Annotated in this window: 23 protein-coding genes and 2 riboswitches; of the genes, 19 read left to right on the top strand and 4 right to left on the bottom strand. The window is 35.1% G+C overall.

What is annotated here, in order from left to right; all coding sequences use genetic code 11:
• Positions 1-524: 524 nt before the first annotated feature.
• A riboswitch (ZMP/ZTP riboswitch) is annotated at positions 525-607 on the top strand.
• Between the two features lie 39 nt (positions 608-646).
• The 4 genes from U9M49_RS06240 to U9M49_RS06225 all read left to right on the top strand — a co-directional run bounded on the left by U9M49_RS06240 (position 647) and on the right by U9M49_RS06225 (position 3,864).
• Positions 647-1,489, top strand: a complete 843-nt coding sequence (locus U9M49_RS06240) for a bifunctional 5,10-methylenetetrahydrofolate dehydrogenase/5,10-methenyltetrahydrofolate cyclohydrolase (protein WP_095372950.1) — start codon at positions 647-649, stop codon at positions 1,487-1,489.
• A gap of 241 nt (positions 1,490-1,730) precedes the next feature.
• Positions 1,731-1,931: a cold-shock protein gene (locus U9M49_RS06235; RefSeq protein WP_095372951.1), complete on the top strand. Its 201-nt coding sequence runs from the start codon at positions 1,731-1,733 to the stop codon at positions 1,929-1,931.
• A gap of 183 nt (positions 1,932-2,114) precedes the next feature.
• The gene (locus U9M49_RS06230; protein WP_095372952.1) at positions 2,115-3,578 is read left to right on the top strand and encodes a DEAD/DEAH box helicase; all 1,464 of its coding nucleotides are present in this window, start codon (positions 2,115-2,117) and stop codon (positions 3,576-3,578) included.
• Positions 3,579-3,663: 85 nt separating this feature from the next.
• Positions 3,664-3,864: a cold-shock protein gene (locus tag U9M49_RS06225; protein ID WP_095372953.1), complete on the top strand. Its 201-nt coding sequence runs from the start codon at positions 3,664-3,666 to the stop codon at positions 3,862-3,864.
• A gap of 140 nt (positions 3,865-4,004) precedes the next feature.
• On the opposite strand, the gene U9M49_RS06220 is transcribed toward U9M49_RS06225, so the two are convergent.
• The gene (locus U9M49_RS06220; RefSeq protein ID WP_095372954.1) at positions 4,005-4,823 is read right to left on the bottom strand and encodes a GNAT family N-acetyltransferase; all 819 of its coding nucleotides are present in this window, start codon (positions 4,821-4,823) and stop codon (positions 4,005-4,007) included.
• Positions 4,824-4,954: 131 nt separating this feature from the next.
• Here U9M49_RS06220 and U9M49_RS06215 point away from each other — a divergent pair, with 131 nt between their 5' ends.
• Entirely contained in the window at positions 4,955-5,350 is a 396-nt protein-coding gene (locus tag U9M49_RS06215) for a cytosolic protein (RefSeq protein WP_095372955.1), read from the top strand.
• Positions 5,351-5,391: 41 nt separating this feature from the next.
• Here U9M49_RS06215 and U9M49_RS06210 read toward each other — a convergent pair whose 3' ends face one another.
• A complete protein-coding gene (locus U9M49_RS06210; protein ID WP_095372956.1) occupies positions 5,392-5,685 on the bottom strand; it encodes a DUF6509 family protein in 294 nt (97 codons plus the stop codon).
• A 267-nt stretch (positions 5,686-5,952) separates the two neighbouring features.
• Between U9M49_RS06210 and U9M49_RS06205 the strand changes: the two genes are divergently transcribed.
• Positions 5,953-6,156 (top strand): cold-inducible protein YdjO-related protein, encoded by a 204-nt coding sequence (locus U9M49_RS06205; RefSeq protein ID WP_095372957.1) that lies wholly within the window; start codon positions 5,953-5,955, stop codon positions 6,154-6,156.
• Positions 6,157-6,380: 224 nt separating this feature from the next.
• Positions 6,381-7,808, top strand: a complete 1,428-nt coding sequence (locus tag U9M49_RS06200; protein ID WP_322909498.1) for an alanine/glycine:cation symporter family protein — start codon at positions 6,381-6,383, stop codon at positions 7,806-7,808.
• A gap of 244 nt (positions 7,809-8,052) precedes the next feature.
• Here U9M49_RS06200 and U9M49_RS06195 read toward each other — a convergent pair whose 3' ends face one another.
• Positions 8,053-8,490 (bottom strand): Rrf2 family transcriptional regulator, encoded by a 438-nt coding sequence (locus tag U9M49_RS06195; protein WP_095372959.1) that lies wholly within the window; start codon positions 8,488-8,490, stop codon positions 8,053-8,055.
• A gap of 173 nt (positions 8,491-8,663) precedes the next feature.
• Between U9M49_RS06195 and hmpA the strand changes: the two genes are divergently transcribed.
• The 11 genes from hmpA to U9M49_RS06140 all read left to right on the top strand — a co-directional run bounded on the left by hmpA (position 8,664) and on the right by U9M49_RS06140 (position 20,777).
• Positions 8,664-9,818: an NO-inducible flavohemoprotein gene (hmpA, locus tag U9M49_RS06190; protein WP_095372960.1), complete on the top strand. Its 1,155-nt coding sequence runs from the start codon at positions 8,664-8,666 to the stop codon at positions 9,816-9,818.
• A gap of 263 nt (positions 9,819-10,081) precedes the next feature.
• Positions 10,082-10,264, top strand: coding sequence for an H-type small acid-soluble spore protein (locus U9M49_RS06185; protein WP_095372961.1), 183 nt, complete (start codon positions 10,082-10,084; stop codon positions 10,262-10,264).
• A gap of 143 nt (positions 10,265-10,407) precedes the next feature.
• Positions 10,408-10,743, top strand: a complete 336-nt coding sequence (locus tag U9M49_RS06180; protein WP_095372962.1) for a metal-sensitive transcriptional regulator — start codon at positions 10,408-10,410, stop codon at positions 10,741-10,743.
• A gap of 13 nt (positions 10,744-10,756) precedes the next feature.
• A complete protein-coding gene (copZ, locus tag U9M49_RS06175; protein ID WP_095372963.1) occupies positions 10,757-10,966 on the top strand; it encodes a copper chaperone CopZ in 210 nt (69 codons plus the stop codon).
• A gap of 83 nt (positions 10,967-11,049) precedes the next feature.
• Entirely contained in the window at positions 11,050-13,470 is a 2,421-nt protein-coding gene (locus U9M49_RS06170) for a heavy metal translocating P-type ATPase (protein ID WP_095372964.1), read from the top strand.
• A gap of 530 nt (positions 13,471-14,000) precedes the next feature.
• Positions 14,001-14,181, top strand: a riboswitch (cobalamin riboswitch).
• 163 nt (positions 14,182-14,344) lie between these two features.
• Positions 14,345-16,552, top strand: a complete 2,208-nt coding sequence (locus U9M49_RS06165) for a ribonucleoside-diphosphate reductase subunit alpha (RefSeq protein WP_307313745.1) — start codon at positions 14,345-14,347, stop codon at positions 16,550-16,552.
• A 25-nt stretch (positions 16,553-16,577) separates the two neighbouring features.
• Positions 16,578-17,618, top strand: a complete 1,041-nt coding sequence (locus U9M49_RS06160) for a ribonucleotide-diphosphate reductase subunit beta (RefSeq protein WP_095372965.1) — start codon at positions 16,578-16,580, stop codon at positions 17,616-17,618.
• A 95-nt stretch (positions 17,619-17,713) separates the two neighbouring features.
• On the top strand, positions 17,714-18,388 hold the full coding sequence (locus U9M49_RS06155) for a response regulator transcription factor (protein ID WP_322909497.1): 675 nt from the start codon (positions 17,714-17,716) through the stop codon (positions 18,386-18,388).
• Positions 18,385-19,767, top strand: coding sequence for a HAMP domain-containing sensor histidine kinase (locus tag U9M49_RS06150; RefSeq protein ID WP_322909496.1), 1,383 nt, complete (start codon positions 18,385-18,387; stop codon positions 19,765-19,767). The genes U9M49_RS06155 and U9M49_RS06150 overlap by 4 nt, the downstream gene beginning before the upstream one ends.
• A 143-nt stretch (positions 19,768-19,910) precedes the next feature.
• A complete protein-coding gene (locus U9M49_RS06145; protein ID WP_322909495.1) occupies positions 19,911-20,309 on the top strand; it encodes a hypothetical protein in 399 nt (132 codons plus the stop codon).
• A 132-nt stretch (positions 20,310-20,441) separates the two neighbouring features.
• Positions 20,442-20,777: a hypothetical protein gene (locus U9M49_RS06140; protein ID WP_095372968.1), complete on the top strand. Its 336-nt coding sequence runs from the start codon at positions 20,442-20,444 to the stop codon at positions 20,775-20,777.
• 314 nt (positions 20,778-21,091) lie between these two features.
• On the opposite strand, the gene U9M49_RS06135 is transcribed toward U9M49_RS06140, so the two are convergent.
• The gene (locus U9M49_RS06135) at positions 21,092-22,087 is read right to left on the bottom strand and encodes an aromatic acid exporter family protein (protein ID WP_157733956.1); all 996 of its coding nucleotides are present in this window, start codon (positions 22,085-22,087) and stop codon (positions 21,092-21,094) included.
• A 305-nt stretch (positions 22,088-22,392) separates the two neighbouring features.
• Here U9M49_RS06135 and U9M49_RS06130 point away from each other — a divergent pair, with 305 nt between their 5' ends.
• Complete coding sequence (locus U9M49_RS06130) at positions 22,393-24,201, top strand: S9 family peptidase (RefSeq protein ID WP_095372970.1); 1,809 nt, start codon at positions 22,393-22,395, stop codon at positions 24,199-24,201.
• Positions 24,202-24,215 lie beyond the last annotated feature (14 nt).

Here is a 24,215-nt window from a genome sequence, read left to right as displayed (position 1 = left end):
TATTTTGTGGACAACTTCATAAGTAAGTTGAAATTCTTCTTAAATCATCTTCTATTTACCCATAAATGAACTTTATATGGTTACTTCAATAATTAAACCCCAATATACAATTCAACAAAGAGTTACTTTTCTCAAGAACAAATGAAGATTTAACCTGATTCTCACTGGCGCAGCTTCGGGGTTGCAAGGATGGAAGAGAGGTAGGGCTTTCGTTGTTTTAGGTAAAGAACTTATTGAAATTTAATAATCTCAAATATAACCAGCGAACCGTCATTGAAGCGGTTCGCTTTTGATTTATTCTTTATAATAGAGATAAAGTCGTGTAGCGTTAATTAAGATAAATTCCCTTCATTTATGTAGTTCTCAGCATTACCTTTGATTCTCAACAAAAATTATGCAATAATCAACCAATAATCAAATGTAAAGTAATAAAATAGCCTATGACGTAAATTCAAAAAGGCGAACAATAAGCGTATTTTTTATTGAAACATATGTGTTTTCTGTTATAATAAAGAGGAAGCTGAAGAAATCGCAGTAACTGACGACATTGCGGAAATAACCGCTGGGGAGCTGCGTCTATGTTTAGCCGGTCGTCTGGGCAGAGGTAAGTTTTCCTTATCTCTTTTTTATTTCGGAGGGAATAGACATGGAAGAAAAAACGATACTAGACGGACAAAAAGTTTCGAAAGATGTAAAAGAAAACTTAAAAGAAAGAGTATTAAAATTATCGGCACAAGGAGTAACGCCTTGCCTAGCTACTATTTTAGTGGGAGATGATCCATCTTCTGCTACGTATGTACGTATGAAAGGTAACGCCTGTGAAAAACTGGGTATTTTATCAAAGAGAATACATCTAGATGCAAGTATTTCTACTGAAACACTCATAGAAACGATTCAGGATTTGAATAATGATAAAAATGTACATGGGATCCTATTGCAACATCCAGTACCTGCACATATAGATGAAAGAAAAGCATTTGAAGCGATTGACATCGAAAAGGATGTGGATGGTGTCACCAGTCTTGGCTATGGTCAAACAGCACTTGGTTTTGGTGTTTACCCATCTTGTACACCTGCTGCTATTATGGAAATTATTGATTTTTATGATATTCCTGTTGAAGGGAAAAATGCAGTTGTGGTTGGAAGAAGTCCTATTTTAGGTAAGCCTGTTTCTGCATTACTACTCAATCGTAATGCAACTGTAACGACTTGTCATTCTAAAACAAAGGATTTAAGTGAACATTTAAGCAAAGCTGATATTGTTGTTGCAGCTGTTGGGAAACCTAATTTTATTCAAGGAAGCTGGCTAAAAGAAGGGGCTGTTGTGTTAGACGCGGGATACAACCCAGGAAATATTGGCGATGCTCATTATGATAGCTGTTATGAAAAAGCATCTGCCATTACACCTGTCCCTGGTGGAGTGGGCCCTGTAACGATTTCTATGTTATTAAAACACACTGTAGCTTCCGCAGAGAAAACGGTTCAGTGAGAAATAACTATTGACATTTAGCGATAAAACAATGTATTATAAAATATACGCTGTAAAGTTCGTTATATATTATTTGGATAAGTGGTCGTAACTGCAAGAAATGTAGGCGATTGTACTCTTCATTTCTTTCAGTTACGGCCTTTTTAACTTCATAAGAAAATTAAAGTACGAGGCATTCCACTTTTCTCTATAAGCTTATATAATTATGACTTTTTAGTGATTATTTTTTGGAGGTATTATCATGAATAACGGTAAAGTAAAATGGTTTAACGCAGAAAAAGGTTTTGGTTTCATCGAGTCTCAAGAAGGACAAGACGTATTCGTACATTTCAGTGCGATTCAATCTGAAGGTTTCAAAACTCTTGAAGAAGGTCAAGAAGTTACTTTTGAAATCGTTGATGGCGACCGTGGCCCTCAAGCTGCAAACGTTGTAAAAGCATAATAATGCGGTGATGCATGGCCTTTCATGCATCACCTTTTTATGTGAACTACTCCCCAACCGTTCTTATACCGTTACAATGATTTTACTTTTATTGCTTATAAATTGATAAAAATTAATGGAAACTGGATACACTCATACTATAGATTATTTTGAAGTATGTTTGAAATACAAGGAGGATTTATCTTGGTAAAATTTTCGGATTTTGGTTTAAGTACAGAGCTAGAAAAAGCTCTTTCTAATATGGGTTTTGAAGAGCCAACACCTATTCAAGCACAATCACTACCAATCGCATTAGCTGGTGCGGATATGATTGGTCAAGCCCAAACAGGTACTGGTAAAACAACGGCATTTGGTGTCCCAATGTTAGAGAAAGTAACGAAAGAAGATGGCATTCAAGGTTTGGTTCTTGCTCCAACAAGGGAACTAGCTGTGCAAGTGGCTGAAGAATTAAATCGTATTGGACAAGTGAAAGGAATCAGAACTTTACCGATATATGGTGGTCAAGATATTGGTAGACAAATTCGCGCACTTAAAAATCGTCCGCAAATAATCGCTGCCACACCAGGCCGTCTAATTGATCATATTGAAAGAAGAACGATTCGTCTAAACAATATTAAATCAGTTGTTCTAGATGAAGCGGATGAAATGCTAAATATGGGCTTCATTGAAGATATTGAAAGAATTCTTGGTGAAATTGAGCATGAACGTCAAACGCTTCTTTTCTCAGCAACAATGCCTAGACGTATTCAAACTCTAGCTGAGAAGTTTATGAATGACCCACAAATTGTTCGTGTAAAAGCAAAAGAGTTAACAGTAAAAAATATTGAACAATCTTATATCGAAGTGCATGAAAAACAAAAATTTGATGTATTATGCAGCTTATTGGATATTCAATCTCCTGAACTTGCGATTGTATTTGGTAGAACGAAAAAACGCGTAGATGAAGTGGTAGAAGGATTAATTAAACGTGGATATTCTGCAGAAGGTATTCATGGTGATATTCCACAAGCGAAACGTGATCAAGTTATTCGTCGTTTTAAAGATCAAACAATCGATATTATGGTAGCAACAGATGTTGCCGCACGTGGACTAGATATTTCAGGCGTTTCACATGTCTATAACTTTGATATTCCTCAAGATCCTGAAAGCTATGTGCACCGTATTGGACGTACTGGGAGAGCTGGGAATAAAGGTTTAGCTGTTACATTTGTTTCTCCACGAGAAATCGATCACTTGAAAATTATTGAAAATGTAACAAAGACAAAAATGAAAAAAGAACCAGTGCCAACGTTTAAAGATGTTGTGGCAGGTAACCAACGTGTGACAATTAATCGTTTAATGAATACGATTGATAAGAATGACTACGATGAGTATAAGCGTATTGCAGAATCATTGTTAGAAGATACAGATTCAGTGACAGTATTGGCAGCAGCATTAAAATTATTAACAAAAGATCCAGATGTCACACCTGTAAAAATTACAGCTGTAGAGCCACTTCGTTCGAAAAAACCTAAAAATAGAGATGGACGTAACCGCAGTCGCTTTGGTGATCGTCCGAGATCTGGTGGAAGAGATCGTAAAGGGGGCGGACGTGACTATAAAGGTCGCGAAAGACGTCGTGTAAAAAATAATAAGGGCCGCGATTGATTAAAATAAAGTAAATTGTGGTATATTAGGAAATGCAGGAGATTATTCCTGTGAGTTTTTCAAATGTTTAGGAGGAAAAGAAAAAATGGCAACAGGTAAAGTAAAATGGTTTAACGCAGAAAAAGGATTTGGCTTCATTGAACAAGAAAGTGGAGATGACGTATTCGTACATTTCTCTGCAATTCAAACAGAAGGCTTTAAAACATTAGATGAAGGACAAGAAGTGTCTTTTGATATAGAAGAGGGGCAACGTGGACCTCAAGCTGTAAATGTGACAAAGCTATAATACAAATGTTCAATCAAAGAAAAAAGATCACTTCCATTGGGGAGTGATCTTTTTCTTTGATTCATGGTTATTAGTACTCCACCGCTGTATTTGAAGAGATTTATATAGAAACCCATTCAGATGGAAACGAATGTGATTGCCTATCTATGGTTTTTATTGAAATGATAATAATCCTGACTGCCACACTCTTTAAATCCGCACTTTTTATAAAGCATGAGTGCCCGGTTATTCTGAACCTCAACCTCTAGGTGAATGGAATAATGCCCTTCGTATTGTTCAATGATTTGACGCAATACTTCACTTCCTAACCCTTTACCTTGTTCATCGGGATGAATGGCGAAACCGTATATCCATAAATGATGATTCCTTATTTGAAGACGTATCTTACCGACTCTCTGATTGCCATCGCAAATGACTAGTAATTGATTATCTTGTTTATGTAAATTGAAATCACCATTGATCGCTTTAGCATCCTCTTCTGAAAGGTTAAAACATAGTTGATCGATTCGGTTGCAGAAAGTAGAGTCTGCTAATTCTGCGATTTTGAGATGAATATTTCGCTGCTCTTTTTTTGTCGGTTGGTCTCCTTCATAGACCATTTGATATTCTGTGTAAGCATACGGTTGTTTCCATGCAGACATAACGGTAGTACCCGTATGTGATTGACCTGGTATATTAATTAGTACTTCTTGATAGTGGTCAATCATCGGCAAAGCTTCTGTAAATAATGAAGAGAATATTCCTTTTCTACGATAATTAGGATGAACCATACCACATATTTCAAGTTTTGACCCGAATGGATAAAGTGCAACAAAACCGATAAGTTGACCATCAATAGAGTGCTTGTACAAAGGTGTTTCGGTTTGGGAATTTTCTATCATATCAAAGTTTAATTTAAGAATGATATCATCATGTTGTTCACAAATTTTTTGCAACTGATAGATCTCGTGAATATTCATATTCTTCACACTCCTTTAAGCTATTATATCTGTAAAAATTAAAATGAGAAGTTTCTTTTTTATTACGAAGGTAATAATAGGATAATACAGGTGTTTATGCTATCATCATATAGAGAAAGTGAGGGAGATGTATGCAATCATTTAGAGTACAATTCCATAAAGAAGATCAAGTAGATGAAATGAATGTAAACAAACTATCAGAGGAAGATTTTAATCGAATGACAGAAGGTGGAACAAGACACCTGTTTGAGTTAGATACGAATATTGGCTTTTTTGTTTACTTTGATGGTCTTAATAAGGATGGACAAGAGTCGTATATGGTTCTTCATTATGAAGGCGAAGAAGAAGAGCCAACCGCTTGTTACAGTTTTTCATTGCCGGATTTTTACCAGTTTGTTGCCTTGCATTTAAATGATCTAGAATTTAACGAAGAAGAGCAAGAGGATGAAGAAGTGTATGGTCCAATACATCACCTTGCCCATTTAATGTATCATATCATTGAAGAAGGTAAAGAAGTAGAGGAATAATCATAAAAATGCCTAGGAGCTAATCCTAGGCATTTTATGATTTATTCTTCATTTGCATTGAGATGTTGACTACAGAATTTAGTGATTAATATTTCTTCTTCTTCCTCTAATCCAAATTCCAAAATCTCTTCATTATTATTCTCTTGGAAGTGATAATTAAGTATCTTCATTTCGTCCTCACCTTTATAAAATAACACGCGCAAGCGAATACCTTGTTCTGAATATAATTCATCATCTTCATCAACATCAATATCTAAAAAGAATTCGTACCTCTCTCCAGACAGTATACCAGTTGGATCATTGATCTCTTCCACCGTATAACTAGAAATATGCAAATGTCTTCATCCTTTCTTTAAAGCAATCAGCGTCTCTATTATACACTTTTTCCACTATAATTCATACATAAAGGTTGTTTTTTATAGGACAACATGTTAAAGTGGAAGTTTCCTTGTTTTGACACGGATAAAAAAATGTGCTATACTAATATTTGTTAAGTAAAAAATATCACACACACTTGTTATAAAGGACCATACTGGTTTGGCATAGCGAGTGATTTTTATTTTTTTCGGATGATATGTTCTACCTTTAGGAGGTGCCTGATAATGGCAATGGGATTTGGAAGAAAGAACATGGAAGAAGTGAAGACTGAAGAGATTAAAATTTGGGAATGTTCCTCAGAAACATGTAATGCTTGGGTGAGAGACAACTTTAAAAGTACACCAAAATGCCCAATTTGTGAGAGTGAAATGGTAGCAACAACAAAAGAATTACAAGTAGTTAATAACAATAGTCTTTATAACAAATAATATTCTTCTGTTATTTTTTTGGCTTCCGTTAAGTCAAGGGTAATTGAATGAACAGGATAAGACGAGTGGTTGTTTGATAACCACTCTTTTTTATTTTATTTAAAAACTTTATCAATATAGGTTTATTTATTGTAAGAACGGGTATGTAGATATCTTAAGGGGGTGAAAAGACAGAATTTTTTAATAAATACAGTAAGTATTCATTTATATTAAAGGGGGATTTGATGGAGTTTATTGAAAACATTGTGAATATGAGTAATGAGGTATTATGGGGTTATGTTCTTATATTTGTGTTAGTGATTGCAGGGATGTTTTTTAGTATAAGAACAAAGTTTGTTCAAGTCAGGCATATTGGTGAGATGGTTAGGTTACTGTTTGTTAAAGAAACCGTTACAACAGAATCTAAAAAAACTATTTCGCCTTTACAAGCGTTTTTTGTTGGTGCAGGAACGAGAATAGGTACAGGTAATATCGCCGGAGTAGCTATTGCGATGGTATTAGGTGGTCCTGGAGCAATCTTTTGGATGTGGTTAATTGCAGTAATTGGTAGTGCTAGCTCATTTGTCGAAAATACGTTAGCGCAAACTTATAAGGTTAAGTCTAATGTAGGCTTCAAAGGCGGTCCAGCATATTATATCAAGAAGCAATTAAAACGTCCTTGGATGGCTGTGTTATTTTCCATTATGATTATCTTATCGTATGGTACGACATTCAACGCTGTACAAAGTAATACGATAGCTGTTGCAATGGAGAACTCATTTGGGATTCAGCCTGTTTATATTGGTATCATTCTTGTTTTCTTAACAGGATTAGTAGTATTTGGAGGAATTAAGCGAATAGCAGATATTTCTTCTTTAATCGTGCCGTTTATGGCTTTTGGTTATATTCTGTTAGCTTTATTCGCAGTTGCTTCAAATATTACTGAGTTACCAGCAATGTTTGCTCTTATTTTTAAAAGTGCATTCGGATTTGAGCAGGCTATTGGTGGAGGGATAGCTGCTGCTATTGTTAATGGCATTAAGCGCGGATTATTCTCCAATGGTGCAGGTATGGGGGGAGATCCGATTGCAGCTGCAACAGCGACTGTATCTCATCCAGTAAAACAAGGCTTTGTTCAGGCTTTAGGGGTATTATTTGATACTTTATTGGTTTGTTCTGCTACTGCTTTTATCATTTTATCCTCCGAAAGCTATGCTTCAGGCTTAACAGGTATCGAATTGACTCAAGCTGCGATGTCGGAACACTTTGGTACAATAGGTGGAATCTTTCTCGGTGTTGCTATTTTTTTATTTGCTTTTACTTCTATTATCGGATCATATTATTATGGTGAAGCAAACTTAAATTTCATTCATAAGAGTAAAGTATTTCATCATGCTTATAAGGTAGCCGCATTAGGAATGGTCATGTTTGGTGCAATTGCTAATTTAGAAATTGTTTGGGGAATGGCAGATTTAACAATGGGTATCATGGCGCTTGTCAATTTAACCGCCATTACGATGTTATCGCCTATCGTAGTTAAGCTGTTGAAAAACTATATGCAGCAACGGAAAGCGGGCTTGGAACCACAATTTTATCAAGAGGATATCCCTGGTCTAACAGGAGTAGAAGCTTGGCCTGTCAGAGAAAAGGAGAAAAGAAAGAAAGCAATGTAATCGAAATGAGCGAATCCTAATTTTTAGTGGTTCGCTCATTTTTTGCGTAAGTCAGCTAGTGGAGGAGGTGAGCCGATAATTGCGAATGTGCCTCGGACGCAATATGATTGAAATTGCTATCAATGTTAATTTCGCTTCAATTTAGCGTTAGGTTCTCGATTGTAATAAAAATAGCGGACTAAAGTCCGCTATTTTATTATTTCATCTCCCTACTTGGTAGGAAAGAATGCATTGCTATCTAAAATTAACTTTTAAACAAAAAGTCTGCTAATGCCGCTTGATTCTTCGTTAGATCAGCTAATGTATATTGATCTAGTACTTCTAAATACGCTTTTAATGCTTTATTTAATACATGTCTTAGACCACAAACAGGTGAAATGACACAATGATTGTTATTAGTATCAAAGCATTCAACTAAATGAAAATCTTCTTCGGTTTTTCTGACCACTTCACCAATATTAATTTCTTTAGGTGACATCGCTAAACGAATGCCGCCATTTCTTCCTCTTATCGTCTCAACATATTGATTTTTCCCTAATTGATAGATGACTTTCATCAGATGATTCTTAGAGATTTGATATGTGTCTGCAATTTCTTTAATATTTGTAAGCTGGTCTTTTTCAATTGTTGCTAAATATATGAGAACTCTTAATGAATAATCCGTGTAGTTGGTAAGACGCATTATGAATCACACCTTTTTTCTATTAATAGTTCTATTATACATATTGCTTGTTATGGAACCAATTGTGACAACTTTTTAAAAGATGTATTTAAAATATTGCTTTAAATTTGGAAACGGTATATTTTAAAGATGTATTTAAAATATTGCTTTAAAATTGAAGGGTGGAGATATTAATGTTAAAACAAGAGACGATTAAAATCATCAAATCAACCATACCCGTATTAGAAATTCATGGAACCGCTATCACCACGCATTTTTATAAACGATTATTTGCTGAACATCCTGAACTACTTAACATTTTCAATCATGCTAATCAAGAGAAGGGAAGACAGCCTAAAGCACTCGCTAATGTATTATTTCAAGCAGCTAACCATATTGAACATTTAGAAAATTTAGCGCCGGCAGTTGCTACAATTGCTCATAAGCATCGAAGCTTAGGGGTTAAGAAGGAGCACTACCCAATCGTCGGGGAACATCTATTAGCAGCGATAAAAGAAGTTCTAGGTGATGCAGCAACAGAAGACATTATTACGGCATGGGCAGAGGCTTATGGAGTGATTGCCGCTATCTTTATTTCCACAGAAGAAGAGCTATACAATGCATCAGCATGGGCTGGATTTAAATCTTTTAAAGTAGTAAATAAGGTACCTGAAAGTGATCTTATCACTTCTTTTTATATTGAGCCAAATGATGGTATTACTTTACCAACCCACCAACCTGGCCAGTATGTAACGATTCGGGTAAATATAGCTGGCGAAAAATACGACCATAACCGTCAATATAGCTTATCAGGAAAACCATCAGAAAAGACGTATCGTATATCTGTTAAAAGAGAAGAACATGGTAAAGTCTCTAACTGGTTACATGACCATGTGCAAATAGGAGACAGTTTGGATGTTAGTGCACCAGCTGGTGAATTTGTATTATCATCCCAAGCAGAGACACCAGTGGTATTCATCAGTGGTGGTGTTGGAACCACACCATTATTGAGTATGCTTCATACATTAGAAGGGACAAAGCGAGAAGTAAGTTTCCTTCATAGTTGTAAGAACAAAAACTTACATGCGTTTGGAGATGAAGTGAGGCCGTTGATAGCAGGAATTGAAAATGGGCGTTTCCTAGTAAAATATAGTGATGACGAGGGCAGATTAGATAGTGAGGATTTAAAGCAACATATTAGTGAGGAAGCAGAGTACTATCTATGTGGTCCTATCAATTTTATGGAAAATATGAAGGAACAATTATTGATGTTAGGTGTGGAAAATTCGCATATTCATCTTGAACTGTTTGGTCCAGCCGTTCCTCTAAAAGAAAAGATCAATATGTAAAAGAAGAGCTTTTGAAATATTTCAGTAGAAAAGAGATGAAAACTCATCTCTTTTCTGTTTATTCAATTTTGCCTTTTCCCTTTCAACTTACACGATATAAATGAATAAATTAAAATCAATCCATTGTTAAGACCTTTCATCTCTTAGTAACCTTAATTGTATATTGTCGAGAAGTCCTTCATCAACAAATGAGTTCCTTTCGAAATGTATAAAAAGGCTAAAATGTTAAAGAATATATTTATCAATTATGAGAGGTGAATCATATGGAAACAAAGAGGATAAAACAAATACTTTCATCATCGAGTGATGTAGAAGTTCAATACAATGGAACTTCTGTATGGATAGATAAGTTACATGAAGATGATAAAACAGTTACTGTTCATTTAAGAGGAATTCCTTTAGAAGAAAGAACAGAAGTAGATATTTCAGACCTTAATGAAGTGTAATTACAATTCAACATGTTAGAGTGTAGGTAGATACTGCTACCTACCTTTTTATTTATAGTGGAGAAATGAACCATATTTAAAATTTCTTTCACTTTACATAGGGTACCGGGGTATAATATAATATGTGTAAGGGAGGCGATTCAATGGGATATGAAGAAGATCAGGTAAGAGAAGAAACAATGTGCCTAGAGCATGCAGATAGACGAAGTCATCATTCAGATAAAGTAAAAAAGAATTTAGTCACTCGATTGAATCGTATCGAAGGACAAATTCGAGGTATTAAAGGTCTAATTGAAAAAGATACGTATTGTGATGATGTGATTACACAAATATCCGCAACACAATCTGCCTTAAATAGTGTCGCTAAGATTTTACTTGAAGGTCATTTAAAAGGGTGTGTCATTGATCGGATAAATGAAGGTGACGAAGAAGTGTTAGATGAATTTCTTATTACAATTCAAAAATTAATGAAAAAATAGGAGGATTTTAAACATGGAAAACGTAATTTTACATGTAGAAGGAATGTCTTGTGGTCACTGTGTGAAAGCGGTGGAAAGTAGTGTTGGTGAACTTAAAGGAGTAGACACGGTTAAAGTAGATTTAAATAGAAAAGAAGTCAAAGTTGCTTTTGATGCTTCATCTGTAAAGCTTGATCAAATTAAAGAAACAATTGATGATCAAGGTTATGAAGTTAAATCTTAATCGTGCAGCTTTGCACGATTTATTTTAAATGTTTATATAGGGTAGTAGGGTATAGTATTTAAAGAAAGGTGTGGTAGGAGCATATGTCTAATCAAGACGATTCTCACCAAAAAATTCATTTGCCAATTACGGGAATGACTTGTGCTGCCTGTTCTGCGCGAATCGAAAAAGGGTTAAGTAAAATGGATGGTGTAAACGAAGCGAATGTGAATCTCACTTCTGAAATAGCAACCATTTCCTATAACCCTCAAATAGTAGGAGAACATGCATTTCAGCAGAAGATTAAAGATCTAGGCTACGAAGTTGTTTTAGAGAAAGCTGAGTTTGATATTTCAGGAATGACTTGTGCTGCTTGTTCTGCGCGAATCGAAAAAGTTTTAAATAAACAGTCCGGTATTGCGCAGGCAAACGTGAACTTAGCTTTAGAAACAGGTACTGTAGAATACAATCCTGAACAGGTTTCAGTTGAAGAAATTATTGCAAAGGTAGATAAGATTGGGTATAGCGCTTCGCTAAAAACAACAGCCAGTGCAAATGATGTGAGGGAACAGCATATTAAAAAGCAGCAAAAGAAATTTATCGCTGCTGCTATCCTTTCTCTACCATTACTTTGGACGATGGTTGGGCATTTTGAATTCACTTCATTCATTTTTCTACCAGATTTTTTAATGAACCCTTGGATACAGTTAATTTTGGCGACACCTGTACAATTTATTATCGGTTGGCAATTTTATACTGGTGCATATAAATCATTGAAATCTGGTAGCGCGAATATGGATGTACTTGTTGTATTAGGTACTTCTGCAGCTTACTTTTATAGTTTGTTTCTAACATTACAATCGATGAATGCAACACATGGTCATCATGTTGAGCTCTATTATGAAACGAGTGCGATTATTATTACCCTTATTTTGTTAGGGAAATTATTTGAAGCACGTGCAAAAGGAAGATCATCAGAAGCAATAAAAAAATTAATGAATTTAAAGGCTAAAAAAGCCGTTGTATTAAAAGAAGGGAAGGAAACCATTGTCCCTGTTGAGCAAGTAATGCAAGGCGATATGGTTATCATTAAGCCTGGTGACAGAATTCCTGTAGATGCAGTAATCATTGAAGGGCATTCAGCAGTTGACGAATCAATGTTAACAGGAGAAAGCGTGCCAGTTGATAAGAAAGCTGGTGATGAAGTAATAGGAGCAACTGTAAACAAAAATGGCCATTTAACAGTTGAAGCAACAAAGGTTGGAAAAGATTCAGCGCTTGCGCAAATTATTAAAGTAGTCGAGCAAGCACAAGGGTCAAAAGCACCTATTCAGCGGTTAGCCGATAAGATTTCGGGCATCTTTGTTCCCATTGTGGTAGCTATTGCCCTTGTTACCTTCTGTATATGGTTTCTTTTCTTGCAACCGGGTGATGTAGCTAGTGCGTTAGAAAAAATGATTGCTGTACTCGTCATTGCTTGTCCTTGTGCACTAGGATTAGCGACGCCTACTTCAATTATGGCAGGGTCTGGCCGTTCAGCCGAGATGGGTGTTTTATTTAAAGGTGGAGAGCATCTCGAGATGACACATGAAATTACAACTGTTGTGGTTGATAAAACAGGTACTGTTACAAATGGTCAGCCTGTATTAACCGATATCATAGTCGAGCCTGGAACAAATGAGGCCCATTTCCTTTCCATTGTTGCTGCGAGTGAGAAGTCATCTGAACACCCTCTTGCTGAAGCCATTGTGAAAGGGTTAGAGGAGAGAAATATAGAAAAAGTAAAAAGTGAATATTTCGAAGCGCTACCGGGTTATGGTATCTCTGCGAAAGTTACAGGAAAAGATGTACTGATTGGTACAGTTAGATTAATGGTAGAGAATGGGATAGACTCCTCTTGGTTCTCGAAACAAATGAAAGAATTAGAAGGTGAAGGAAAAACAGCTATGCTTGTGGCTATTAACGGTAGAGCAAAAGGCCTCCTTGCTGTAGCTGATACGATAAAAGATTCATCAAACGAAGCGATTCAAAGGCTACATGATATGGGGTTAGAAGTTATTATGATGACTGGAGATAACCAGTTAACCGCACAAGCCATTGCTAAAGAAGTAGGTATATCAAAAGTCATTGCAGAAGTCTTACCAGAAACGAAAGCAGAAGAAGTAAGAAAGCTACAAAGTCAAGGGAAAAAGGTAGCGATGGTAGGAGATGGTATTAACGATGCCCCAGCATTAGCAACTGCCGATATCGGCATGGCTATCGGTACAGGTACAGATATTGCCATGGAAGCAGGAGACATTACACTTATGCGTGGTGATCTAAATAGTATTGCTGATGCAATCATGATGAGTAAAAAAACCATTCGTAATATTAAACAGAATCTTTTTTGGGCGTTTGGCTATAATACAATCGGTATTCCTATTGCAGCTGCAGGTTTCTTAGCACCATGGTTAGCAGGTGCTGCGATGGCGTTTAGCTCTGTGTCCGTTGTATTAAATGCACTTCGTTTGCAACGTGTAAGATAAAAATAACAAGTTCCGTATGAATTTCTATAAAACATTCTATACAATAAACTGAATGAGAAAAACAAGCTAATTTAAATAGTTAGTTTGTTTTTCTATTTTTATAGAAGACATGAAGAAGATTGGTAAAAAAATTTTGTCCTTTAAGATAAATTATTTTCTTTTAATATGGAATATACCTTTAATTAATTTTTGCCCCACAACTTTAACACCATTGATTTATTTCAACAATTCTATGATTTTTTAATTTATTTACCAAAAAACTATTACTTTTCTGGTTTAAGCATACTCGTTTGAAGGTAAAAAAGTAGAGTTGGTCAGCTTGAACAATTTTTAATGGATTTCAAGACTTTTTTACACAAATAAGAAATGCTATTATTTATTATGGTCTTAAATTTACCGCTAAAAGAACGAAATGTATATTTTAGATTTAGATAAAAGAAATAAATTGTATTCTATGAAATGATGTGATATGATTACTCATACAATCTCAGATACAATATATAGTTATTTTTTTACTTCTTAACAACTACATATAGTAATTGGTTGAAGGAGTCCAAATGGACTTAAAATGGGAATCCGGATAAGCCGGAGCTGTACCCGCAACTGTAAGTGTGACGAAAAGAGGAAACCACTGTTCTTTTGAAAGAATGGGAAGGCTCTTAGTAGATTGATACACAAGCCAGGATACCTGCCTTCTTAATCAAAAGTTTCAATTCTTCGGGGCTTGAGAAGATGAAACGACAGTTGATGAAAAGAGTGTATTGTACACTTGTATTTATACTGTCGTTTGATCCGCTCAAGGTGTAACTGGGGCGGTTTTTTTTATGCCTAAATTTGATAGAAATAGTTTGAAGGAGGAAGGAATTTGAAAACAATGATTGATACGACAGTCAATTTTGAACAATTATATCAACAATTCAACAACTTACCAATTAGTGCGTTAGAAAAGCGTGCAGATCAATTAAATCACTTAGAGTTAGATAGTTTCTACGATCAGTTAATACTAGAATGTCTTTCTTACATAAATGTTAATGAACCTGATTGGACATATGTGGCTGCCCATTTATATTTAAAGAAGATTTATCAACAAGCAGCTGAGAACCGAGGGTACAGTGGTCAGGCTTATGGTGATTTTCATTCTTTAATTCAACAATTAAGTGATATTGATATTTATAGTCCTATTTTATTATCTAGTTATACAAAAGAAGAAATTGATGAATTAGGCAAAGAAATTGTCCCTGAAAGAGATCAGCTCTTTACTTATCTCGGGATCAAAATGCTTACGGATCGTTATGTAGCAAAAGATCGCCAAAAGAGGATTTTTGAATTGCCTCAAGAACGCTGGATGGTTATTGCAATGATTCTTATGCATCAAGAAGAAAAAAATCGGCTGCAATTAGTAAAAGAAGCTTACTGGGCAATGAGTAACTTATTTATGACCGTAGCTACACCAACTTTATCTAATGCAGGTAAGAATTGGGGACAACTATCTAGCTGCTTTATCGAAACAGTTGATGATAGTCTAGATTCAATTTATGACAGTAATACAGACATTGCTGCACTATCTAAAAATGGTGGTGGAATCGGCGTTTATTTAGGTAAGATTCGTAGTAGAGGTAGTATGATTAAAGGGTTCAAAGGCGCTTCATCTGGGGTGCTTCCATGGATGAAACAACTAAATAATACAGCTGTAAGTGTCGATCAACTTGGACAAAGACAAGGGGCAATTAGCGTTTATTTAGACGTTTGGCACAAGGATATCTTCTCTTTCCTTGATGCAAAGTTAAATAATGGTGATGAAAGATTACGTACACATGATTTATTTACCGGTGTATGTCTACCTGATTTATTCATGGAAAAAGTAGAAGAGCGTAGTAACTGGTATTTATTTGACCCACATGAGGTTCGACAAAAAATGGGCTTCTCACTAGAAGATTATTATGATGAAGAAGTTGGTGCAGGTACTTTTAGAATGAAATATCTAGAATGCGTCAATAATGAAGAGCTATCGAAGAAGGAAATTCCTGCTATCGATATTATGAAGTCTATCATGCGTAGTCAATTAGAAACTGGAACACCATTTATGTTCTATCGGGATGAAGTGAACCGTATGAATGCAAACGCACATGCAGGTATGATCTATTGTACAAATCTTTGTACTGAAATCGTTCAAAATCAAAGTGTAACAACAAGAGAAGAAGAGTATACAAAAGATGGTAAAATTGTCATCGAGAAAACACCTGGAGATTTCGTCGTATGTAACCTGTCTTCTATTAACCTTGCCAAAGCAGTGAATGAAGCAGTCATAGAACGATTGATTCCTATTCAAGTAAGAATGCTGGACAATGTAATTGATATTAATAAAATCCCTGTTATCCAAGGGCAGTTAACGAATAAAAAATATCGCGCGATTGGCTTAGGTACTTTCGGCTGGCATCATTTATTAGCTACTAATAAGGTCGTTTGGGAAAGCCCTGAATCATTAGAATTTGCAGACCGACTTTACGAGAAAATTGCTTACTTAACAATTGAAAGTTCTATGAATCTAGCTGAGGAAAAGGGAGCCTACCCCGCATTCAATGGTTCAGATTGGCAAACAGGTGCCTATTTCGAAAAAAGAGATTACCTGAATGCTGATAGCGAACTTGATTGGCAAGGACTAATGGAAAAAGTGAGAGCAAAAGGAATTAGAAACGGCTATTTACAAGCGGTAGCACCAAATGCGTCAACTGCATTAATTGCAGGTAGTACACCGAGTATTGATCCAATCTTCAACAAGCAATACTCAGAGGAGAAAAAAGACTATCGTATTCCTGTAACTGCACCAGACCTAAACGCTCAAACTACGTGGTACTATAAATCTGCTTACCATATCGATCAAAAATGGAGCATTGCTCAAAATGCGAAACGTCAAAAGCATATTGACCAAGCAGTGTCATTTAATCTTTATATTAAAAATACGATTAAAGCTAAAGAATTATTAGATCTTCACGTATCGGCATGGAAAAACAGGCTGAAAACAACGTATTATTTACGTTCTACTTCCACAGATATTGAAGATTGTGAATCATGCTCTAGCTGATTTCACCGAGAGGAGAATGAAATAAATGAACACTTTAAATAAACGTCCCATTATGAATCATGAAGCACCAAACCGTTCAACAGGTATTATTAATGGAGAATGTTCGAACGTTTTAAACTGGGATGATGTAAGATTTTCCTGGGCTTACCCTAAATATAAAAAGATGTTATCTAATTTCTGGACACCATTTGAAATTAATATGTCTCAAGATATTAAGCAATTCCCTGAGTTATCTGAGGACGCACAAGAAGCCTTTTTAAAGATTATCGGTTTACTAGCGTTACTAGATAGCATTCAAACTGACTATGCTGGGAAGACAGCAGATTATTTAACAGATTCTAGTCTTTCAGCGTTAATGATTATTCTTGCACAACAAGAAGTTATTCATAATCACTCGTATTCTTATATTCTTTCTTCGATCGTTTCAAAAAGTAAGCAAGATGAGGTCTTCGATTATTGGCGTACAGAACCAACATTAAGAGAACGAAATGATTTTATTACAAATGGTTATAAAGATTTTGTAAAAGAACCGACGGCGGAAAATATGTTAAAATCAATCGTTTATGATGTAGTATTAGAAGGCTTATTCTTCTATTCCGGTTTCGCTTTCTTCTATTATTTAGCGAGAAATCAAAAAATGGTATCTACATCAACGATGATTAACTATATTAATCGTGATGAACAAATTCACGTTGATTTGTTTGTAAAAATCTTTAAAGAAATCTTAAACGAGCATCCTGAATTAAACACACCAGAATTGCAACAATTTGTAAAAGATACCTTTAGAAAAGCTGCAGATCTCGAAATTGAATGGGCACGTGAGGTAATCGGTGATAAAATGGATGGTATTCTTATTACTGACCTTGAAGCATACATCAAATTTTATGCCAATGTCCGCAGTAATCAATTAGGATTTGAACGACCGTTTGAAGGATTTCGTAAAAATCCACTCCGTTGGATTGTTGCTTATGAAGAGGTAGATCAAGGCAAATCTGATTTCTTCGAACAAAAATCAAGACAATATACAAAAGTGAATCAAGTCGATAATGGATTTGATGAATTATAAGTTTTATAATAAACCTTGCATATCATATGCAAGGTTTATTATTTCTTCTTAATAATTGAAGAAATGATAAGCTTTAAGAAGAAGAGGTGTTTCTTGTGAGAAAAATTTTAATTGTTGATGATGATCAACATGTTCGCTATTTAATGAAGGATAGTTTACAAAAAGAAGGCTATCACACCACTGAGGCAAAAGATGGACAGGATGCGATGGCAATATTAGAAACGGAAGTAGTCGATCTTGTTATTGCGGATATAATGATGCCGAACATGGATGGCTATCAACTAACAAAAACGATTCGTAGGGATTTTGACCTCCCGATTATCCTGCTTACGGCAAAGGGACAATTAGATGATAAAGCAAAGGGATTTTCAGTCGGTACAGATGATTATGTGGTAAAGCCATTTGAGCCGAAAGAGTTATTATTCCGTGTCAATGCTTTATTACGAAGATATGGTAAGGTAGGAACAACGAGTATCAAGCTCGACCGATTATATATCAATAAAAAAAGCTATGAAATTGAAGTGAGCAATAAAACCTATCTATTACCACTGAAGGAATTTGAGTTATTATATTTTCTGGCCGCTAACCAAAATAGAGTGTACAGTAGACAGCAATTAATTGAACAAATCTGGGGCATTGATTTTTCTGGGGATGAAAGGACCGTTGATGTACATATTAAACGTTTACGTAGCCGCTTATCTAAGTTAGAGGTGGATGTAATAATAAAAACGATTCGTGGTATCGGTTATTCATTGGAGATAGCCAAATGAAAACACTTTACTCAAAAATTGCTCTCACAACCATTTGTATTATGCTTCTAAGCAGTGTCATTTCATTTATTTTGAGCAATGCATATTATCAACAAACATTAAAGCCCAAAAACGATGCCAAAGTGACAGAAATGGCGAAAGCTACTATTACCTTCATGGAGGAGAATCCACAAATCAATAAGGAACTATATCTTACGCATATCAGCTCTTTTGGTTATCAAATATTTGTAACTGATGGTCTTGGAGAGGAATCTTTTTATGGAGCGGAGTATCGCGAACATAATTTAAGTAGTGCTGCTGTTCAACAAGTCTTGAATGGTCGGATTTATCACGGTATTAATCTCTTTCCACATGCTACATTTGTGACCGGTTTTTTTGCTAACGAACTTAAAAATACTGTCGGTGTACCATTTACTTATCAAGGAAGGGAGTATGCTCTTTTTCTCAGACCTGACATTTCCCTTTTATTTAGCGAAATGCACATTATGTTTGCTTGGTTATTGATTGGTATCCTCTTATTAAGTATTTTATTCGTGTTCATCAGTACAAAGTATATTGTAAAGCCGATTAGAAAGTTAAATGAAGCAACAACAGTAATTGCTAATGGAGAGTACAGTATTGAGTTACATACTAATAGAAAAGATGAAATTGGTTCTCTTACTCAAAGTTTTATGAAAATGACGAAAAAATTAGAAGCAGCAAATGAAATGCGCAAAGAATTTATTACAAATATCTCACATGATATTCAATCGCCTTTATCAAATATAAAAGGTTACTTACATCTTTTTAAGGAAAAGAAAAGAACAGATGAAGAAATGAATCAAATGACTATGATGGAAGAAGAAGTAACCCGTTTGTCTGTTTTAACAAATCAATTGTTATTATTATCTTCTATCGACTATAGGAAAGATATGGTGAATATCGTTTTATTTAATATGAGTGAACAAATAAAGTTAGTGATTAAACAATATCAGTGGCATTTAGAAGACAAAGGCATGATGCTAAGTTATTCATTGCCTGAATGTATGATCGAAGGGGACCCCTCCTTGCTTTATTCTGTTTGGGAAAATTTACTCACAAATAGCATTAAATATGGAAAGGAAAATGGGGATATTTCCATTATTCTTAAAGAAGAAGGGGGCTGGATAAAAGTACAATTTCAGGATAATGGTATTGGGATGAATCAGGAGGAAATGAAAAAGGTTTTCAATCGTTTTTATCGTTCCGACCTTTCTAGAAATCGTTCCATTGCTGGTTCTGGCTTAGGACTTTCCATTGTTTATTCAATCGTAGATCTTCACCAAGGAGAAGTGCGAGTTGAAAGTGAAGAAGGAGAAGGAACGATTTTTACAATTATGCTACCAAAACAATCGAATTAGTAAAACATTTCTATTGTAAACCATTGTTCATACTCCGTTCATATTCATTCTATAACCTTATTTTGTCAGTCATAAAAGGTGAGATAGGACATATGATGACAAAATAAAATCAAATGAATGAAGATGAAAAGGGTGAGTGTCAATTGAATAAATTTAGCAAAATATTACTCAGGTTTTCTGCTATCTTTGCAGTGATAGGTGCTTTTCTAGGATCACATATGGCCGGAGCAGGTAGTTATGCTTTCAAACCCATCCATGCTCATAGTTTAGTTGTTGGCTGGCTATCACTTTTCGCATGGGCGGTATATTATCAATTATTTACTCCAAAGCTAAGATTCCTTGCAAAATTACATGTCACTAGTGCCATTATCGGCACCATTGGTTTAACAGCTGGAATGGCTATGTTTATCTTTAAGCCAGGTTTTATGCCAGAGATGATTAATACGGTTTTTTATATTGTTGGAGGAAGTATCCTATTGATTAGCTTTGTTCTTTTCTTATTACTTACTTTTACAAAACATGAAAGTGATATTAAAAAATAGCTTTCAGCTGTAGGTTTTAGAAAAAATAAATGACGCTTAGAAATTGATAGGTGGATGGTGAGTTCTTCTTGTTGACTTCATACCGATAGGGGTATAGAATATGAGGGTGAATATAACATCCTAGGGGGAAAAATGCTTACGTTTATTAGTATACTCTTAATCATTTTACTTTTGACTTTTATATATAGTAGATATTTGCCGGTATTAGGTGTGAAGGCACAAGTGTTACAAGACAATCATGATAGTGATGTTCGGATTGTTGATGTGAGAGACTATAATGAAAAAGTAGATCAGGCTCATCATCGTCTGCATATACCAATTGCTTATCTCCATCGCTTTTATCATGAAATCGATGGAAAGAGCGTACACGTTATTGCTTCATCAAAAATAGAAAAAAACATGAGCATTCGATTTCTTAGAAGAAAAGGATATAAGGTGTCAGGATACACACTATGCAATGAATGTTGAACAATATAAATATAGAAAAGTAGTGCCACAGATTAAGTAATCTGTGGTTTTTTGTTGAAATGTAATTTCATTTGTTTCTAAAACTGTAAGAAGAGTGATATAAGGGCGAATTCTTGCTTTTAGAAAAAGCCCCCAGAATAAAAATATCCTAAATGAGAGAATCGCTGCTCTCAGACGAAACCCCAAGAATGAGAGCGCCGTATAAGTAATAGTTCCTTTGCAAAACAGAAAATAACAGTTAATAACCACAGCTCAAATTTTGAATAACGCTGCAAAATAAAATCCTCTTCTACACACTACGCTCAAAAAAATACTTAAATACTCGTATTTTCTACATTAATTATTCTCTCATTTAGTTTTCTTAACTTTTCTTCATTCATTTGATACTGCATGATGAGTTGTTGTATGGCGAGCATATTTTCTTCAATTTTAAGGTGGTTGTCATTCAATGTATATTGTGTTCTTAAATGAAAATAGTCCTCTTCATTAGGTTGCTTTGATGGCTGTTTCAGATGCAGTATAGTATCTTGCAATAATCTCATTAAGTAAGGTGATGGTGTAAGCTCTTTCAAAGAAAGGTTTACAAGCTGGAATAAGTGGATGAACGCTTGTTTTAGGATATTTAAATGCCTTTCTTTCTGCCTTAGGTAAAATACATCCTTCCTAGAAAATTTATGAAAGCGCCATTCATCTTTTTGATATTGTATCAGCTGTTGGTAATGTGCTATTTCTTCCTCAATCTTTGCAATGACTTGTTTGATCTCGTTTCTGCTGCTATTTCCTTGTTTGATGTTGTTCGTCACATATACAAGAATATTTTCCATACGATTCATTAACTGAGTAGACGTTTTGCTTATTTTTAGTAAATAATTCGGGGGTAAAATAAATATATTTACACAAGTTGAAATTAATAAACCAAGTGTTGTACCTCCAAGTCTCATTAACAATGTTGCCATATAAGCTTCTTGGACAATTGATATCATGGCCATACCGGTTAAAGCGGCAACAAGTAGGCCATCTTCTAGTTTTAACTTCGTACATATCATCAAAGTGAAAACGGCTGTTAGAGCGTAAGCCAACGAACTATCTGAAAAGATAAAGGTAAATAAAACGGCGAAAGAAGCTGCAATAGAAGAAGCTTGAAATCTAGCTGGTGCTTTGCGAATGGATTCTTTCGCCGTAGGCTCAATCGTAACGAGAGCGGTAATGACTGCAAAGGTTGGTGGCCATGTAAATAGCTGACATAGAAATGCAGTAATAAAGACAGAAATGCCTGTTTTGAAAATTCGTCCTCCAAATAGTCTGATCATAGTTAGTATCCTCTTTCTATTTGCCTTACATTTATAATGAAGGAAGTTTAAGTAAACACGCTGCATTAACAGAATGACCAATTGAACCTTTTTCAATCACAAGAAAGAAAAAAATATAAAAAAGAGAAGGCTCATTTGTAATTCCTCCTATCGGTATTTTGGGCAGTTATAGAGAAATTATTGCAAACAAGTAGATTTGAAATAAAAATGTCATACTATGTTCGCTTTTGTTTGGTTTTAATTGGTAAAACAGAGTATGGTATACTGAATAATAAGAATACTCTATTAATAGGGAGGGCAACTCTATGATTCAATTTCCAAAACCTGAGATGGATCAGTTTTTAAAAACGTTAAGCATTAATGATTTTGTCGTCAATTCCGATGAGTCCCAAGTTGTGTTTAGTACAAATTTAAATGGCTACTATAATTTATGGGCAATGAATTTGCCGCAACAATTTCCAGTTCAGTTAACATTCAAAAATCAAGTGTGCATGGGTCTCCTCTATGATAAAAATAGCAAGTTTATACTTGCGGGTTTTGATCATGATGGGGATGAGTGTGCGCAATATTATGCAGTCCATCCAAGTGGTGGGAAATTGAAACAACTAATCAATAATGAAAAAACGAGGAATTTTAATCCCTTATTATCAAAAGATAGCCAATATTTATATTATAGTTCGGGTAAAGATAATCCAACTTATTTAAATGTTTATAGATATCATATAGAAACGGAGAAAGAAGAACTTTTCCTAGAGGGTAAAGAAGGTATGACCTTTCTAGATAGTTGGAGTCCAAATGAAGAGAGTTATATTTCATCTACTGTATATGCCAATACGCATTCTCTCTCTTATGTACATACGGAAAGTGAAAAGCTTTGTTTAACTGAAAAAGAGGAAGAGGCGCATACTGTAACTGGATCTTTGTTTACTACGGAAGACACGATTTATTTGATCACCAACTTTAAAGAAAATTTCACTTATTTGGCCGAATTTAATATCATGACAAAGCAATTTCGTAAAGTCATCGGGCTTGACCATGAAAGTTTCTCTTCCATTCATTATGATAAGCGTAATCACATCATCTATTTAACTTCCGAAAAAGGAGTGGAGGATTTTCTTTATGCTTATTCACTAGATCATAATACCTTACAAAAGATAGAAATCCCTTGTGATATCATTGAAAAATTAGTTGTTCATGACTCAGGAAATTTATATCTTTTAGGAAGAAGCGCTATTAAACCGCATAATATTTATCAATTCAAAAAGGGTGAAAAGTGGAAGCAGTTAACTGAATATCACGTACCAGGTGTGGAAGAATCAGAGCTTGTCGAGCCGACAACGATTTACTATCCTTCATTTGATGGTTTAGAAATTGAAGCATTATGGTTTGAAGCAAATAAAGAGGTAAATAATGGCGAAGTTATATTTTGGCCACATGGTGGACCCCAAGCAGCAGAGAGAAAATCTTTTCGTTCCTATTTTCAGTTCCTTATCAATCATGGATATAGCATCTTTGCCCCTAATTTTAGAGGGTCAACGGGTTATGGGCTGTCCTTTATGAAAATGGTAGAGGGTGATTGGGGAGATGGTCCTAGGTTAGATAATATAGCTGGTATAGAGTGGCTCATTGAAAAAGGTTATACAAAGAAAGGTGACATTCTATTAATGGGCGGAAGCTACGGCGGATATATGGCACTACTTTTACATGGTAGACATCCAGATTATTTTAAAGTGGTGGTCGATATCTTCGGACCTTCTAATTTATTTTCGTTTATAGAATCAGTTCCAGAAGATTGGAAACCGATTATGGATCAATGGGTTGGAAATCCCATAAAAGATAAGGAAAAACTCACTGAATATTCCCCTATTACTTATTTGGAAGCTATGACTAAACCGATGCTCGTTATTCAAGGAGCAAATGATCCCCGTGTAGTGAAAGAGGAATCTGATCAAATTGTGCAAGCATTGAGGGAAAAAGGACGTGAAGTTAAGTATATTTTATTACAAGATGAGGGACATGGATTTTCTAAAAAAGAAAATGAGCAGCTTGTGTTTGAAGAAGTTCTCTCTTTTTTTGATCAACACACAAAGAAAACCGCCGATACGAATAGTTAATCCACGTTCCAAGC

Source organism: Cytobacillus sp. OWB-43 (genome assembly GCF_034651445.1).
In the GTDB taxonomy this organism is placed as follows: domain Bacteria; phylum Bacillota; class Bacilli; order Bacillales; family Cytobacillaceae; genus Cytobacillus; species Cytobacillus kochii.
Note: the sequence above shows the minus strand (reverse complement) of the source record. Positions and strands in the feature narration are given on the sequence as shown.